Source organism: Streptomyces musisoli (assembly GCF_016741855.1).
Lineage (GTDB): Bacteria > Actinomycetota > Actinomycetes > Streptomycetales > Streptomycetaceae > Streptomyces > Streptomyces musisoli.
In genome coordinates this window covers 62,833-78,789 of sequence record NZ_JAERRH010000007.1, presented here as the reverse complement: position 1 = coordinate 78,789, position 15,957 = coordinate 62,833, and the positions used below count along the sequence as shown (strand labels likewise).

The 15,957-nt window shown below is 75.4% G+C and carries 14 protein-coding genes; 6 read left to right on the top strand and 8 right to left on the bottom strand.

The window, feature by feature from the left end:
- Positions 1-33: 33 nt before the first annotated feature.
- The 5 genes from JK361_RS20010 to JK361_RS19990 all read right to left on the bottom strand — a co-directional run bounded on the left by JK361_RS20010 (position 34) and on the right by JK361_RS19990 (position 5,591).
- The gene (locus tag JK361_RS20010; protein ID WP_201820132.1) at positions 34-822 is read right to left on the bottom strand and encodes an SDR family oxidoreductase; all 789 of its coding nucleotides are present in this window, start codon (positions 820-822) and stop codon (positions 34-36) included.
- Positions 819-2,573: an FAD-dependent oxidoreductase gene (locus JK361_RS20005; RefSeq protein WP_201820130.1), complete on the bottom strand. Its 1,755-nt coding sequence runs from the start codon at positions 2,571-2,573 to the stop codon at positions 819-821. Before JK361_RS20005 ends, JK361_RS20010 begins: the two co-directional genes overlap by 4 nt.
- A gap of 72 nt (positions 2,574-2,645) precedes the next feature.
- Positions 2,646-2,951: an antibiotic biosynthesis monooxygenase family protein gene (locus JK361_RS20000; protein ID WP_201820128.1), complete on the bottom strand. Its 306-nt coding sequence runs from the start codon at positions 2,949-2,951 to the stop codon at positions 2,646-2,648.
- 29 nt (positions 2,952-2,980) lie between these two features.
- On the bottom strand, positions 2,981-4,558 hold the full coding sequence (locus JK361_RS19995) for a class I adenylate-forming enzyme family protein (RefSeq protein ID WP_307787285.1): 1,578 nt from the start codon (positions 4,556-4,558) through the stop codon (positions 2,981-2,983).
- Positions 4,551-5,591 (bottom strand): aromatase/cyclase, encoded by a 1,041-nt coding sequence (locus tag JK361_RS19990; protein WP_201820126.1) that lies wholly within the window; start codon positions 5,589-5,591, stop codon positions 4,551-4,553. Before JK361_RS19990 ends, JK361_RS19995 begins: the two co-directional genes overlap by 8 nt.
- A 260-nt stretch (positions 5,592-5,851) precedes the next feature.
- Here JK361_RS19990 and JK361_RS19985 point away from each other — a divergent pair, with 260 nt between their 5' ends.
- The 4 genes from JK361_RS19985 (at position 5,852) to JK361_RS19970 (ending at position 10,077) form a co-directional block, all read left to right on the top strand.
- On the top strand, positions 5,852-6,850 hold the full coding sequence (locus tag JK361_RS19985) for an aldo/keto reductase (protein WP_201820124.1): 999 nt from the start codon (positions 5,852-5,854) through the stop codon (positions 6,848-6,850).
- A gap of 391 nt (positions 6,851-7,241) precedes the next feature.
- Complete coding sequence (locus tag JK361_RS19980; protein ID WP_201820122.1) at positions 7,242-8,357, top strand: ketoacyl-ACP synthase III family protein; 1,116 nt, start codon at positions 7,242-7,244, stop codon at positions 8,355-8,357.
- 32 nt (positions 8,358-8,389) lie between these two features.
- On the top strand, positions 8,390-9,352 hold the full coding sequence (locus tag JK361_RS19975) for an ABC transporter ATP-binding protein (RefSeq protein WP_201820120.1): 963 nt from the start codon (positions 8,390-8,392) through the stop codon (positions 9,350-9,352).
- Between the two features lie 5 nt (positions 9,353-9,357).
- Complete coding sequence (locus tag JK361_RS19970; RefSeq protein WP_236053308.1) at positions 9,358-10,077, top strand: ABC transporter permease; 720 nt, start codon at positions 9,358-9,360, stop codon at positions 10,075-10,077.
- 96 nt (positions 10,078-10,173) lie between these two features.
- On the opposite strand, the gene JK361_RS19965 is transcribed toward JK361_RS19970, so the two are convergent.
- Positions 10,174-11,523: a nucleotide disphospho-sugar-binding domain-containing protein gene (locus JK361_RS19965; RefSeq protein WP_201820114.1), complete on the bottom strand. Its 1,350-nt coding sequence runs from the start codon at positions 11,521-11,523 to the stop codon at positions 10,174-10,176.
- 191 nt (positions 11,524-11,714) lie between these two features.
- Between JK361_RS19965 and JK361_RS19960 the strand changes: the two genes are divergently transcribed.
- Complete coding sequence (locus tag JK361_RS19960; RefSeq protein WP_201820110.1) at positions 11,715-12,761, top strand: class I SAM-dependent methyltransferase; 1,047 nt, start codon at positions 11,715-11,717, stop codon at positions 12,759-12,761.
- Positions 12,762-12,913: 152 nt separating this feature from the next.
- On the top strand, positions 12,914-13,534 hold the full coding sequence (locus JK361_RS19955; protein ID WP_201820107.1) for a rhomboid family intramembrane serine protease: 621 nt from the start codon (positions 12,914-12,916) through the stop codon (positions 13,532-13,534).
- Positions 13,535-13,610: 76 nt separating this feature from the next.
- Here JK361_RS19955 and JK361_RS19950 read toward each other — a convergent pair whose 3' ends face one another.
- Together JK361_RS19950 and JK361_RS19945 are read right to left on the bottom strand one after the other, a co-directional pair.
- The gene (locus JK361_RS19950; protein ID WP_201820098.1) at positions 13,611-14,759 is read right to left on the bottom strand and encodes a MupA/Atu3671 family FMN-dependent luciferase-like monooxygenase; all 1,149 of its coding nucleotides are present in this window, start codon (positions 14,757-14,759) and stop codon (positions 13,611-13,613) included.
- Positions 14,759-15,955 (bottom strand): nucleotide disphospho-sugar-binding domain-containing protein, encoded by a 1,197-nt coding sequence (locus JK361_RS19945; protein ID WP_201820096.1) that lies wholly within the window; start codon positions 15,953-15,955, stop codon positions 14,759-14,761. Before JK361_RS19945 ends, JK361_RS19950 begins: the two co-directional genes overlap by 1 nt.
- Positions 15,956-15,957 lie beyond the last annotated feature (2 nt).

The window sequence follows — 15,957 nt, the reverse complement described above, 5'->3', positions numbered from 1 at the left end:
TTCGCAGGGGCCGGGTGGTGCGGGCGGTCGAGGTCAGGCCCGCAGCCGGGAGCCGCCGTCCACGGTGATCACCTGGCCGTGGATCCAGGCCGCCTCGTCCGTGCACAGCAGTGCCACCGCGTCGGCCAGGTCCTCGGGCCGGGTCAGCCGGCCGGCCGGGGTGCGCGCGGCGAGCGCGCGGGCGGCCTCGGGGTTGACGGCCGCCGGGCCGCCCTTGTCGAGCTTGGCCGTGCTCACCGCGTTCACCGCGATGCCCCGCGGCGCCAGTTCGGCGGCCAGGTAGCGGACCAGGCTCTCCAGCGCGGCCTTGGCCAGGCCCAGGCCGACGTAGCGGGGTACGACCGCCTGCGCGCCCAGGCTGGAGACGGCGACGACACGGCCGGGACCGCCGGCCATCGCCTCGGCCAGCCGCGCCGCGGAGTGCAGCAGCGGGTCGACGGCCGCCGCGATGTCCTGGTGGACGTCCGGGACCGAGGCGGACAGCGTCTGCGCCGGATGGAAGGACGCCGCGTTGTGGACGAGGATGTCCAGGCGGCCGTGGCGCTCGGTGATCCGGTCGAGCAGGGCGGGCAGCGTCTCGGGGCGGGTGATGTCCCCCTTCACCGCGACGGCGGTGCCCTTCAGTCCGCTCAGCGCGGCGACCGCCTCCTCGGCGTCCGCGTCGCTGCCGGCGTAGTTGAGGTACACGTCGCAGCCGGAGGCGCACAGCTTGCGGGCGACGGCCCGGCCCAGGCCCCGGGTGCCCCCGGTGACCAGCGCGACGCGCCCGTCCAGTCCCAGCGTGGCGGCCTCCGCCGCCCGCGGCGCGAGTGCCGTGGTCACAGTTCCTCCTGAGCGGTCGCAAGGGTGAGGGGGGCCGGCGGGGCGGGTTCTTCGCCCCTCGCCCGGGCGAGGGCCGCGAGCGCGGCCGGGTCGGCGAGCGAGGTCCCGCGGGCGGCCAGATAGCCGTCCGGCCTGATCAGCAGCCACGAGCCGGGGGCCGCGCCCAGGTCGGTGCGCAGCACCTGCCCGGGGTCGGCGAGCGGCACCGGGATGTCGGGCACCGCCTGCCCCGGCTCGGCGGACGGCACCGGCCCCGGTCCGGCGAGCGGCGCACCGGCGCCCGGCCCGTCCGTCACGGCGGACACGTCAGCCGCAGCCGCAGCCGCAGCGGACGCGGTGACCGTTCGCACGGACAGCCACTGCCGGTACCGGTCGGCCGCCCGGCGCACCGCCGGGCCGTCGCCGAAGGACAGCAGGGTCCAGCGCGGATCGCGCAGTTCACCGGCGAGTGCCGTCCAGCCGGCGCTCGCCGCCCGCTCCGGCAGCACCTGGCCGATCCGTTCCCCGGGCCGGGGTCCGGGGCCGGACGCGTCCTGGGCGGACGTCAACGGGCTGTCGGCGTAGCGGAGGTCGAGCCCCGACACCCGGCCGAGCGCGGTGCGCTGCATCTTCCTGCGCAGCGGCGGCAGCAGCCGGGCCGCGGTGAAGACGACCGGCAGCGCCACCGAGGCCAGCGCGTTCTTCAGGGCGACCAGCTGGGTGGCGCGCTTGGTGGAGCTGAGCAGGGTCCGGCCGACCGGCACCCGCTCGGCGGCGTAGGTGTCGAGCAGCTCCTCGCGGGCGTGGCCGTGCACCACCAGCGCCAGTTTCCAGGCGAGGTTGTAGGCCTCCTGGATCCCGGTGTTCATGCCCTGCCCGGAGGCGGGGCTGTGCACATGGGCGGCGTCCCCGGCGACGAAGACCCGGCCCGCCCGCATGTCCGGCACCATGCGCTGCTGCGCGGTGAACACCGACACCCAGCGCGGGGAGTGCACGCGGACCTCGTGGCCGAGCCCGGCGGTGAGCTTGCGCGAGAACCGCTCGGCGACCGCCGCGTCGTCGCCGCCGTAGCTGACGTCGACCGTGTCGAGCATGCGCCAGCGGCGCTCCCTCGGCATCGGCGCCATCATCAGGGTGCCGCCGTCGACGCGGATCAAGTAGATGCTGTTGGGCGGCAGTTCGGTGTCCACCGCCGCGTCGGCGAGCAGCCAGGTCTCGTTGGACTCGCCGACGAGCGGCAGACCCAGCACCTTGCGGACCGTGCTGTGTCCGCCGTCGGTGCCGACCAGCCAGGGGACGCGGACGGCCTCGGTGCCGCCGTCCGCGGTGCGGAGGGTGGCGGTGACCCCTTCCGGGTCCTGGCCGAAGTTCTCCAGGCGCACGCCCCATTCCACGTGGACGCCGAGACCGGCGAGCGCCTCGCGCAGCACCTCCTCGGTGGCGACCTGTTCGATGGTCACCGTGAAGGGGAACCGGGTGGGGCTGGCGCTGTAGTCGGCGTCGAGCCGGGCGAGCCGGCGGCCGTTCTGGAACAGGGTGAACGCGGTGATGCGCCGGGCCCGGGCGAGGACGGCGTCCAGCAGCCCGATCTGGTCGTACGTCTCCAGCGTCCGCGGATGCGTGGCGATGGCGCGGCTGGTCGCGGCCGGGCCGGCGGCCGCGTCCACGAGACGCACCCGGACACCCCGCCGGGTGAGTTCGTAGGCCGTGGTCAGCCCGACCGGCCCGGCGCCGACGACGAGCACCTCGATGGGTTCTCGCACAGTCCTCATGCCTCCTTCCGTCTGCCCCGGCCCCGCGGCGAGCGCCGGGGGCCTGGGCGGCGGGGGTACGGGTACGGGTGGTCAGGCCGCGTGGGCGGCGGTGCTCTCGTGGATCAGCTCGTACAGGTCGGGGGTCGGCTTCTCGATGACGCCGGCCAGCTGCTGGACGCGGCTGCGGAAGCCCTCGCTCTGCACGGCGCGGACGTGGTCCTCGGGCTTCTCCCACTCGGCGATCTCCACGAAGACGCCGGGACGGCGCAGGGAGCGCAGCATGCGGTGGCTGACGTAGCCGGGCTGCTGCTGCATGTACTCGGTGATGCCGGCGGTGATGCGCTCGAAGTCCTCGACGTCGCCGATGACCTTGAGTTCGTTGATGAGCGTGGCCATGTCCTGTCCTTCTGTGCGTGGGTACGGGGTCAGGTGCCGAGGGCCGTCGCGCGCAGCAGACGGCGCTGGATCTTGCCGCCGGGGCCGCGCGGCAGGGCGGGCACCGCGTCGATGTAGTGGATCTGCTGGAAGGGGGCGAGGTCGGCGTTGACCTCCTCGGCGATGCGGGCCGCCAGGGCCGCGGCGTCCTCGCTCTCCGGTGCGCGCGGTACGACGAGGGCGTGGGCGACGGCACCGCTGAACTCGTCCGGGTGGCCGAAGACGACACAGTCGGCGACCGCCGGGTGCCGGGCGAGGACGGCCTCCACCTCGGTGGGGGCGACGATCTCGTTGTCGCACTTGAAGACGTCGCCCAGCCGGTCCGCGACGAACAGGTAGCCGTCCTCGTCGAGGTGGCCGACGTCCCCGGTGGAGAACCAGCCCTCCTCGTCGAAGCCCTGCCGTCCGTCCGGGCCGAGGTAGCCGCGCATCAGCTGCGGGCCGCGGATCTGGATCTCGCCGCGCTCTCCGGCGCCGAGGACCCGGCGCGTGGCCAGGTCCACGACGCGGCACTCGGTCCCGGCGACCGGCGGACCGCACGAACCGGGCCTGGGCCGGGCGGGCAGGTCGAGGGTGACGGTGGGCGAGGCCTCGGCGAGGCCGTAGCCCTGCACCACCGGGATCCCGAACGCCGCGGACAGCACCCGGGCCGGCCCGGCGGGCAGCGCGGAGCCGCCGCAGAAGATGCCGCGGACCGTACGGGGCTTCAGCTCGGGCAGCCTCGGGTCGGCCGCGAGCCGGGCGAGCCGCATCGGGATGCTGAACCAGTGCGTGGCCTCGTACCGGTCGGCTTCGGCCACGGCGGCCGCCGCGTCGCCGTCGGGGCACAGGACCTGCGTGGCTCCGGCCCACAGCGCCGAGTTCAGGTGCATGAGGTGGAACAGCGGCAGCTGGTTGAGCGTGACCGACGTGGCGTCGAGGCCCTGGGCCTGGGCGGTCTGGGCGGCGTTCACCGTGAGGTTGCGGTGGGTGAGCGGCACCGCCTTGGGGGCGCCCGTGGTGCCGCTGGTGAAGTGCACGCAGGCGGTGGTGCCGGGATCGGCCGGCTCGTCCGCGGTGCCGTCCGCGGGGGCGCCGGCGAGCAGCGTCTCCAGCGCGACGGTCCCGGCCGGCGCACCGGCCGGCGGGCGGTCGAGTACGACGACGGTGGCGAGGTCGGGCAGTTCGTCCCGGAAGGGCGCGAGCCGCTCCCACATCTCGCCGGTGAGGAAGGCGAGCCGGGCGCGGGACGCCGCGAGGACGTGCCGCAGTGCCTCGCCCCGCACCAGCGGGTTCAGGGTCACCACGGTGTTCCCGCTGCGGGCGGTGCCGTAGTACAGGCTCGCGAAGACCGGTGCGAGCACGGTGGCCGCGCCGACGGTGGCGCCGGTGCCCACGGCCTGCCGGACGGCGGCGGCACAGCGGTCGGTCGCCGCGTCCAGCTCCGCGAACGTCAGGGCCCGCGTGCCGTGGCGCAGGGCGGTCCGCGCCGGCCAGTTCCTCGCCGCCCGGCGCGGCAGCTCCCCGAGCGTCAGGTCCGGCAGGTCCAGCGGCTTGCGCCGGTGGCCGGTACCGGTCGCGTCACGCACGGGCCGTCTCCCGTGCGCGGGACTCGGCCCGCTCCCGGGCCCGGCGCTCCGCCAGCTCCTCGGCGTACTCCTTGGCGAAGCGCAGGTTGCTCACGCTGTTGGCGCTGAGCGCCTTGCGCAGGTACGCGCGGGCGTCCTGCACGGTCGCGCCCGGGAACAGCAGGTCGAGCGCGTCCGGGTTGATGGTCGCGGTGTGCCGGGCGGAGGCGACGACACCCTCGGGCGTCTCGGTGAACAGCCAGTGCCCGGTGTGGGCGGTCAGCAGCGGAGCCAGGCTGATCTGCTTGTACACGATCTTGTGGTGGGGCATGCAGACCCGCACCGAACGCGTGGTGTGGGCCCGGCCGTCGGGCGTGAGGGTGTCCATGTCGAAGAACTGGATGCCGCGCTCGTCCTCGGTCATGTCGATCCGGGTGACGTGCGGGAAGCGGTCGGGCCACTCCCGTGCGCGGTACAGCAGCGCGTACGAGTCCTCCGCGGTGCCGCCGATGAACAGCGGGTCCTCGAAGGAGATGGTCAGCTCCGCCAGTTCCTCGCGGTGCTCGGCGGCGTACGCCAGCTCGCCGAGCTGGGCCTCCGCGTGCTGTCCGACGCCGGCCGACACCTCGGCGGCGGCGGCCGCGGGGACACCGTCGGCCAGTACGAAGGTGTGACGCACGGTCAGTTCGCTGGTGCCGTCGGCGCCTTCGCGCACCCGCCACTCGCCGCCCGAGGAGGCGGTGGGCCCGGCCGGCGGGTCGTTGCGGAAGGCGACGGTGCGTGCCTCGTGGTCCAGGTCGCGGTACGACGTCCAGGAGGCGGCCTGGTCGTGGCCGCGCACGGCCCACACCCGGACCTCGTCCGACGCGGCGCCGTGCGCCGTGCGCTCGATGTGGGCCACCGAGCGGATGAGCTGCGGCCAGCGCTCCACATCGACGACCAGCTGGTAGACGGCGTCGGCGGGCGCCCGGACCGTGATGCTCCGCTCGACGACATGGGATTCCGGCTTCGACACGGCAGTCCTCTCGATCAGGGGGTCCTCGGGGGCGGTCACGTCCCGCCTCACCACCGACGGCACCCTCGGCCGCCGCCCTCCAAGGCCACTGGAGCCCCGGTGGACCGGGTGGAGGGGGGTGGGGGTGGAGGGGGTGCGGGGGTGGGGGTCCGGAATCCGGTGGGGCCGGGTGGCGGGCGGGGCCGGAATCCGGGGGTCCACCGGTGCTCTAGGTGGCGTCGCCATCCTGGCCGCGGTCACGTCGTGACCGGTCTCCGGTGTGGGCCGGGGACCGTCGGGTGGCTCAGGGGAAGGACCACATGGACATCAGGAAGCTGGGCGCGGCCGGCCCCGAGGTCTCCGCCGTCGGGCTGGGCTGCCTCGGCCTGACCGGCGGCTACGGCCCCGTCGACGAGGACGCCGCCGTCGCGCTCGTGCGCGAGGCGCTGGAGCGCGGCGTCACGCTCCTCGACACGGCCGACTTCTACGGCGGCGGCGGCGTGGAGACGCTGCTCGGCCGCGCGCTGGCCGGCGTACGCGACCGGGCGGTGATCGCCACCCGAGGGGGCGCCGTGTTCTCGGGCCCCGGGCGCCCGACCGGCTTCGACGGCTCGCCGGCGTATCTGCGGCGCGCCTGCGAGGCCTCCCTGGCCCGGCTGGGCACGGACCGCATCGACCTGTACTACCTGGCCCGCGTCGACCCCGCGGTGCCGGTGGAGGAGAGCGTGGGAGCCCTCGCCGAGCTGGTCGCCGAGGGGAAGATCGGCCACATCGGCCTGTCCGAGGTCTCCGCCGGCGTCCTGCGCCGCGCGCACGCCGTGCATCCTGTGGCGGCCGTCGCCACCGAGTACTCGCTGTGGTCCCGTGATGTGGAGGACACCGTGCTGCCGGCCGCCCGTGAACTGGGCGTCGGCCTCGTCGCGTGCAGCCCGCTCGGCCGCGGCTTCCTCACCGGCACCGTGGACGCCGCCTCGCTCGGGGCGCGCGACTACCGCCGCAACCACCCCCGGTTCAGCCCGGAGAACCTGGCGCGCAACACCGGTCTGCTCGTCGACGCGGCCCGGATCGCCGCCGAGAGCGGCATCCCGCCGGCCCGGCTCGCGCTGGCCTGGGTGCTCGGCCGCGGCGACGACATCGTCGCCATCCCCGGCACCAGGCGCCGCGCGCACCTGCTGGAGAACATCGCGGCCGCCGCCGAGCGGCTCGGCCCCGCGCACGCCGAGCGGCTCGCGGCCTGCTTCCCGCCCGACGCGGTCGCCGGCTCCCGCCTGCCCCAACCGCCCACAGCCGCCCGGTCCCAGGAGCCCGCCCGCCCCTAGGCGCCCGCCCGCCCCTGGGGCCCGACGGATCCTGGGCGTCCGCCCGGCCCTGGGGCCCGACCGATCCTGGGCGTCCGCCCGGCCCTGGGGCCCGACCGATCCTGGGCGTCCGCCCGGCCCTGGGGCCCGACCGATCCTGGGCGTCCGCCCGCCCCCGGGCCGCCGGGCCCTGGGCATCCGCCCCCCGCCCCCGCCCGCGTCCGCCTGGTCCGTAAGCACCCGCCCGCCCCCGCGTCCGCCCGGCCCCAGACGCCCGCCCGCACCCGCGTCCGCCCAGCCCCAGGCGCCTGCCCGCACCCCCAGCCCCAGGAACCCGTCCGGCCCCCGGGTCGTCCGGCCCCCGACCCGGCCGGCCCGCCCCGCAGCAGACCGCAACCGAAAGGTCCCTTCCATGAAGTACGAGGCGGTGTATGTCGCAGGCAACGGCACCTGGCTGCCGCGTCCTCTCCCGGTCGGCGACGCCGCGGCGCAAGGGCTGTGCCGCGAACGGGACGTGGCCCGCACCGAGTTCGTCGCCGCCACCGTCTCCACCGAGGAGCCCGCCCCCGAGATGGCCGCCCGGGCCGCCCGGCAGGCGCTCGAGCGCTCCGGGCTGCCGGCCGCCACCGTGCGGCTCCTGCTCTACGCCAACGTCTACTACCAGGGCCACGACATGTGGGCCCCGGCCTCCTACGTCCAGCGCGCCGCGCTCGGCGGCGGCCGGTCCCAGGCGATCGAGCTCCACCAGATGTCCAACGGCGGCATGGCGGCCCTGGAACTCGCCGCCACCCACCTCACCGCGGCCCCGGGCCCCTCGGCGGTGCTCACCGTCGCAGCGGACCGCTTCTGCCTGCCGGGCATCGACCGCTGGTTCAGCGACCCGGGCAGCGTGTTCGGGGACGGCGGCGCCGCCCTGGTGCTGTCCAACGAGGACGGCTACGCCCGCCTGCGCAGCCTGGTCACGGTCTCCGACCCGTCGCTGGAGGCCATGCACCGCGGCGACGACCCCTTCGGCCCGGCGCCGTTCTCCGTCCGCAGCCCGCTGGACGTGAAGGCGTGCCAGAAGGGCTACCTGTCCTCGGCGAGCATGAGCGAGACCGTCGCCCGCAGCGCGCGCGGGCAGCGCGAGGCCCTGGAGGGGGCGCTCGCCGACGCCGACGTCAAGCTCGACGACATCGACTGGTTCGTCCTCCCCCACTTCGGACGCCGTCGGCTGGCGGCCAACTACCTCGCCCCGTACGGCATCGACCCGGACCGCACCGCCTGGTCCTGGTTCCGCGGCGTGGGCCACCTCGGCGCGGGCGACCAGTTCGCCAGTCTCGGCCGGCTCGTGGACACCGGTGCCGTCGGCCCCGGCGACCGCTGCCTGCTGCTGGGCGTGGGCGCCGGCTTCACCTGGTCGGGCGCCGTGGTGGAGATCCTGCGGCGTCCCGCGTGGGCCGCGGGCCCCGCCTCCGGCGACCGACCGCACCCCTCGACCCCCCACCCCTCGACCCCCCACCCCTCGACCCCCCACCCCGTGCCGTGAGGGCGGCACCGACGAAAGGAACACCGATTCCGATGCCAACCGTCCACGGGAGCCCGCCGACGACGGCCGTGCGTCCCGCGCCGGCCGCCGCGATCAGTCTGACGGGCGTGTCGAAGAGCTACGGCGACGTGCACGCCGTGACCGGGCTCTCCTTCACGGTCGAGCCGGGCCAGACCATCGGTCTGCTCGGCCCCAACGGCGCCGGCAAGTCGACCACCCTGGACATGCTGCTCGGCCTGGTGCGGCCCGACTCCGGTGAGGTCCGGCTGTTCGGGCAGCGGCCCGCCGACGCCATCCGCTCCGGGCGGGTCGGCGCCATGCTCCAGACCGGCGGCATGATGCCGGAGGTCAGGGTCCGGGACGTGATCCGCCTGGTGCACCGGCTGGCCCGGCACCCGCTGCCGGTCGACGAGATCATGCGGCAGGCCGACATCGAGGACATCGCCCGCCACCGGGTGGACAAGCTGTCGGGCGGTCAGCGGCAGCGCCTGCGGTTCGCCCTCGCCATCGTCGAGGACCCCGAACTGATCGTGCTGGACGAGCCCACCGCCGGCATGGACGTGTCGGCCCGCCACCGGTTCTGGCAGACCATGCGGGCCCAGACCCGGGCCGGGCGCACGCTGCTGTTCGCCACGCACTACATGGAGGAGGCGGACAGCGCCGCCGACCGCATCCTGGTGATGCACGAGGGCCGGCTGCTCGCCGACTCCACGCCGGCCGAGATGAAGGCACGGGCCGGGCTGCGCCGGATCGCCTTCACCGCGTCCGGCGCCGAACACACGGCACTGCGTTCCCTGCCGGGCGTCCTGGACGCACACGTCCACGGCGAGTCCGTGGTGCTGCGCAGCACCGACTCCGACGCCACCGTCCGGGGCCTGGTGCTGGACGGGCCGCCCTTCCGGAACCTGGAGATCACCGGGCTGGGGCTGGAACAGGCGTACCTGAGCCTGACCGAGGAACCGAGCGAGTCGCGCGAGAAGGAGCCGGCACGTTGACCGTCATGCTGGAGCTGGAGATAAAGCGCGCCCTGCGCGACTGGCGTTTCGTCCTGTTCACCGTCGGAATGCCGATCATCATCTACCTGTCGTCCGCCCGGGGACAGGGCCACACCCTCGGCGGCACCTCGACCGCCAAGTACCTGCTGGTGTCCATGGCGGTGTTCAGCGCGATCGGCGCGTCCCTGAACACCGGCGGCCCGCGCATCGCCGCCGAGCGCGAGGTGGGCTGGACCCGCCAGCTGCGGCTCACCTCGATGTCCAGCGGCCTGTACATCACGGTGAAGGTCCTCACGGCGGCGGCGGTCAGCCTCGCCGCCACCCTGACGATCTTCCTGTTCGGCGCGGTGTTCAACCACGTCCGCATGTCCGCCGCGCTGTGGCTCGCCTCCGGCTGCGCCGTCTGGCTCGGCAGCCTCGTCTTCTGCGCGCTGAGCGTCATGCTGGGCTACATGTTCTCCACCACCTCGATCACCATCGGGCTGATGGTGGTGAACATGGGCTTCTCCATGGTGGGCGGCCTGTTCTGGCCGGTGGAGATCTTCCCGTCGTGGCTGCGGATCGTGGCCGAGCTGACCCCGACCTACCACCTGGCCGAACTCGGGCACAGCACCCAGCTCGGGCACTGGCCGCACCTGTCGGACCTGGCCGTGCTCGGCGGCTATCTGGCGCTGTTCGCCGCACTCGCCGCGTGGCTGTACCGGCGCGACGAGATCCGGGTTTGAACCCCGCACACGACGAAGGGCCCGCCCCACAGGGGGCGGGCCCTCGGCGTTTTCCGCCGCGGGCCGCGTCTGCCGGCCGGCGGGTCGCGTTCTCCGTCAGCGGGCGGCCAGCTTCTCCAGGTCCTCGACCAGCCGCAGCGGGGACGGCAGCGCCGCGATCTCCCGGCGCAACTCCTCGGCGGCCGTGCGGTGGGCGGGCCGCCCCAGCAGTGCCGTGACGGCCTCCCGGATCCGCGCCACGCCGGCCTCGTGGGCGGGTACGGCCAGACCGGCCCCGGAGCCGGCCAGCCGCCGGGCGTTGAGGAACTGGTCCATCGCGCAGGGCAGCGCCAGTTGCGGCACACCCGCGGCCAGCGCCGTCATCAGCACGCCGGCCCCGCCGTGGTGCACGACCGCGGCACAGCCGGGCAGCACCTGGTGCAGCGGCTGATCGCGCAGGACCCGTACGTTCGGCAGCAGCGGGCCGAGCGCGGCGGCGTCCGCGGCGTTGGCGGTGACCACCACCTCCGCGTCGAGCCCGGCGACGGCCTCCACCACCGTCGGCAGGACGGCGGCCTGCGGGCCCACCATCCGGGCGACCGAGTTCCCCCACACGACACAGACCCGCGGCCGCGCCGCGCCGGCCGAGACCCGCGGCCGCGCCGCGCCGCCCGGCTCCCCGGCCGACGCGGTGATAGGGCCGGCGAGGGAGCCGTCGAGACCGGGGCCGCCGTGGCCGGGGCCGCCGAGACCGGGGCCGCCATGGCCGGGGCCGTGACCGGGTCCGCTGTGGCCGGGGCCGTTGTAGGGGACGTACCGCATCGGCAGCCGCCGTGCCGACGTCCGCGGGCGCAGCGCCCCGGGGCACGGGTCGATGACGTGTTCCACCAGGTCCGGGCCGAGTTCGCCGACCCCGTACCGGGCGAAGGAGCCGGTGGGGTCCTCCGGGCGGAGCCGCAGACCGGGCTCGTCCTCGTGGGTACCGGCCGGCCCCCACAGGTGCAGCACCGCCGGCACCCCGAGGACCCGGGCGGCCAGCAGGCCCTCCATGCTCAGCAGTTCGTGCACCACCAGGTCGGGCCGCCAGCGGCGGGCCAGGCCGACGGCCGCGTCGTGGCTCACCCGGGTGGGGGCCGCGAGACGTACGCCGCTCTCCCGGGCGAACTCGGCGAACGAGAACTCCGACAGCGACCGCAGGGGCGCGCCGGTCACCGGGTGCGGCGGCAGTCCGGCATACGGCCAGCGGCCCGCCTGCGCGTTCCACACGTTCTGGAGGCGGGCCAGGAAGACCATGTCCAGCTCGCCGAGCACGGGTACGGGGGTGAGTCCCGCCCGTGCGACGTCCTCGCTCTGCGAGGGGGCGCACGCCACCCGCACCTCGTGTCCCGATGCCTGGAGCGCCCAGCCGAGCGGCACCAGGGGATACCAGTGGCCTTTCCAGGCCGAGACGGTGAACAGCACACGCATGGGCGGCCTCCTGCACACAACCGGGTCGGCGGGCCAGCGTCGCGCGCCCGCCTCGAGGAGGGGTGGAGGCCCGGCCGGTCCGCCGTCCCGGTTCGAGCCGCAGTGGAGCGGTGCTGAAGCGGGCCCGGCCACGCTGGCGCCCGGAAACCGCCGGCGGCCGCCCCAGGGGGCGGCCCGTGGAAGGAGCGAGCGTGACCGAGGCCGACAGCACACCCCAGCCCCTGACACCGCAGAGGCTGTTCGAGATGATGGCCGGCTTCAAGGCGACCGCCGTGCTGCGCGCCGCCGTCGAGCTGGGTGTCTTCGACGCGCTGGCCAAGGGGCCGGCGGACGCGGCGGAGGTGGCGGCCCGGCTGGGCGCCGATCCGCGCGGCACCCGCCTGCTGCTGGGCGCGCTGACCGCGCTGCGCCTGCTCGACGAGCGGGGCGGCCGCTACGAACTGGTCCCAGGCGGACAGGAGTTGCTGGTCAGTGACAGTCCCCGGTACTGCGGCGGCATCGCCGCGGTGGCGTCCAGCCAGGGCGAGTGGGAGGCGCTGGGGCAGCTGGCGCGGACCGTGCGCGAGGGGACCCCGGTGCCGGGTGTCGACGCGCTCGCGCCCGACTTCCCGTACTGGACGGACTTCGCCACCCACACCACGTTCGGCACGCTGCGCGCGGCCGAGCTGCTGGCGGACGTCCTCGACTCCTGGGCCCGCCCGCGTACGGAGCTGAACGTGCTGGACGTCGGCTGCGGCCACGGCCTGGCCGGTTACGTCCTCGCCCAGCGGCTGCCGCAGGCCCGCGTCGGCTCGCAGGACTGGCCGACGGTGCTGGAGGTGGCCGGCCGGCACGCCGAACGCCTCGGTGTGCGCGACCGGGTGGAGATGCTGCCGGGCGACGCCTTCGACGTTCCGCTCACCCGGACCTACGACCTGATCGTGCTCGGCAACGTGCTGTTCCACTTCCCGCCCGAGCGGGCCGCCGCGCTGGTGCGCAGGCTGGCCGGGGCCCTCGCTCCGGACGGCCGGCTGGTCGTCATGGGCTTCACCACCGGCGACCAGCCCGCGGCGGACGAACCGCACGCCCACCTGCTGGGCCTGCTGATGCTGTCCTGGACGCGGGGCGGCGAGATGCACTCGTCGGACGCGCACCGCGGGATGCTGGCCGCGGCGGGGCTCACCGAGACCGAACTGCACGCCCGGCCGGGCCTGCCCCTGCGCATCCTGGTCGCCTCCCGTCCCGGGTCCGGGAGCTGAGCAGGCATGCGCCGCTGTGTGCCCGCGACGGCTCGCGGTAGCCTCCGGCGGGACGCTCGAGCGGGCCTCGAGCGAGGTGTGGGATGCATGGGCGGGCCGGCCGGGTTCCGCCCGGACGGCAGCGACGACCGCGGCGCAGACAGGAGTTGGGCATGGTGACCGGCGCACGGCACGACGAGCGGATCCCGCCCCCGGCCTCCCGGCCCGGCTCCCGCCGGTGGCGCGTGCCGCCGGCGACGGCGTCCGTGCTGCTGGTCACCGGGGCGGTGACCGCGGCCCAGTTCCCGTTCCCCGACGTGCTGGAGGCGCTGCGCCGCGACCCCGACGCGCTGGCGTCGGGCGAGTGGTGGCGGACCCTGTCCCCGCTGCTCGTGCAGTCCCCCGGCTGGCAGGCCCTGGTGACCGTGCCCGCCGTCGCGGCCCTCGGCGTCCCCGTCGAGCGGATCTTCGGCGCCCGGGGCATGCTCGCGCTGTACCTGGTGCCCGCGGCCGCCGGCGAGTTCGCCGGCTACCTGTGGCAGCCGCACGGCGCGGGCAACTCCATCGCCGTGCTGGGGCTGGCCGGCGGGCTGGTGTCCTGGCTGTTCCTGGAGGCGCAGGACCGCGGCTGGCCCCGGCCGCTGCTCAACCGGGTGCGGATATGGGGGGCGGCGGTGCTGGCCGGAGCGGTCGTGGACACGGCCTTCCGTGACATCCACGGACTGCCCACCCTGGCCGGTGCCGCGCTCGGCGCGGGACTGCTGCTGCGCCGTCGCCGCCGCGCGAAGGGCTGACGGGGGACGGGACACGGACCGAGGGCGTCCCCGGATCCTCCGGGGACGCCCTCGGTCGTCGCGGTACGGCGGTCCGTCACACGCCGGCGCCCACTGCCGCCGGCGCGCCGCTGCGTTCCCGTACCGCGTTCAGCCGGTCCAGGCCGCCGAGCACGGTGTCCGTGTCGCCCACGAAGTCCACCAGGCAGGCGATCTCGTCCACGCCCGCGGCCCGTACCCGGGCGGCGACACCGGCGCACCGCTCGACCGATCCGATGAGCGAGGTGCCGTCGAGGTAGCGGTTGACCCCGAGTCCGGCGAGCCGCTCGCGCGCCTCCTGCCGGGTCATGAAGTCACGGCCCTGCCGGCCGCCGCTCATCGAGCCGCCCGCGCCGACCGCCCGCGCCTCCAGGTCGATCGCGGTGAGCAGGTACCGCTTCAGCCACGGCACCGCCACGGCCTGTGCCTCCTCGTCGGTGTCGGCGACGTAGGTGTGCATCATGACGGTGACGCGGCCCGCGTCGAAGCCCGCCTCGGCGCGGGCGCGACGGTAGACGTCGATCTTGCCGGCGAGCGCGTCGAGGTCCTGGTTCTCCAGGTGGGTCAGGACGTTGGTCCCGAGCCGGCCCGCCTGCCGGAAGGTCTCCTCGCTGCGGGATGCCGTGATCCACACGGGGAGTTCGCGCTGGACGGGGCGCGGGAACAGGTCCAGTCGGACCTCGTCGCCGCCGGGGCCGCGTCCCGTCCAGCGGCCCGAGGTCCAGGCGCCGCGGATGGCGGCGATGTCCTCGACGACGCGTTCGCGGCGGGTGGCGTAGGCGTCGGGTGCGAGCACGAAGTCGTTGACGTTCCAGCCGGAGCCGACGCAGATCGCGGCCCGGCCGCCGGAGATGCCGTCCACGACCGCGAAGTCCTCGACGATCCGCGCCGGATGGTGCAGCGGCGTGACCACGCTGCCGGCCCGCAGTTGGACCCGCCGGGTCACCGCGGCCAGCGCCGCGGAGGTGACGGCCGGGTTGGGGAAGGCGCCGCCGAAGCGGTGGAAGTGGCGCTCGGGGGTGGAGACGAAGTCGAAGCCGAGCGCGTCGGCGCGCTGGGCGCTCGCCAGGAGCAGCCGGTAGGCCTCGGTGGCCGCGTCGCCGACGGCCGCGAAGAAGAACAGTCCGAAGCCGAGCCCGCCGGGCGGGGCCGGGTCCGGTCCGGGTGCGGCCGGGTGCCCGGGGGCGGGAGAGGACACGTCCGTCATCAGGCTGCTCCTTGTTCGGGGGCACAGGTGCGGGTGGGGGCGGCGCCCCGCGCGGCGGCGACCAGGCGCTCCACCGTCGGGACGATCTGCTGCGGGGTCGGGCGGGACAGCATCGCCGTACGGATGCCGTCGGCGGCCCGGCGGTAGGACGGGTCGTCCAGGAGCCGGCGCACGACGGAGCGCAGCGTCTCCGGGTCGGCCTCGTCGCCGGTGAGGTGCACGCTCGCGCCGGTCCCGGCGAGGTAGCCGGAGTAGAAGCTCTGGTCCGGCATCTGGGTGATCGTCAGCTGCGGCAGGCCGTACAGCGCGGCGGTCAGCATGGAGCCCACGCCGCCGTGGTGGATCACCAGGTCGCAGGAGGGCAGCAGCATGTGCAGGGCGCCGTCCTCGGCGACCCGGACGCCGTCGGGCACCCGGCCCTCCAGCAGCGGCCGCTGGGTGGGTACGACGGCGGTCACCAGGTCGATGTCCAGCTCGGCGAGGGCGTCCAGGACGCGCGGCGCGAAGAAGGACTTCCCGCCCGCCACCTCCGTCATGGTGATGCCGAGGGTGACGCACACCCGCTTGCGGCCGTCCCGGCGCAGGAACCAGTCGGGCACGTGCTGGGAGTTGCTGTAGGGCACGTACCGCACCGGTACGCGCTGGGTGTTGCCCGTGACCTGGAGGTCGTCGGGGCAGGCGTCGATGTTCCACCACTCCGGGATGTCGTCCACGTCGATCCCGAAGCGCGCGAACAGCTCGGCGAACTGCGGCGGCAGGTTGTGCCGGCCGATGCCGCGGCCCACGATGTCCGGCCCCCACAGGTAGCGCAGCGAGACGGCGCCGCAGGCGGCGGCCGCGAGCGGGCCGGCGAGCGTCGTCGGCTCCCACACCACGGCGTCCGGCCGCCACCGGCGGGCGAAGGCCACCAGGTCGTCGGCCATGCCGTCGGCGACCGTGCAGAACAGCGCCTTGGGGTCGCCGGGCCGGGCGCCGGCCCCGGCGGGGCGGCCGGCGGTCCGGTCGCGGTAGCGGGCGGCGAAGTCGGCCTCGCCGCCCACCGGGACCACGGGCAGCCCCGAGCGGGCCACGGTCTCCACGAGTTCCGGCTGGGCCGCCACGCACACCTCGTGGCCCGCGGCCCGCAGCGCCCAGGCGAAGGGCGCCATGACGAAGTAGTGCGACGGAAGGACCGCCGTCACGAACAGCACACGCACCT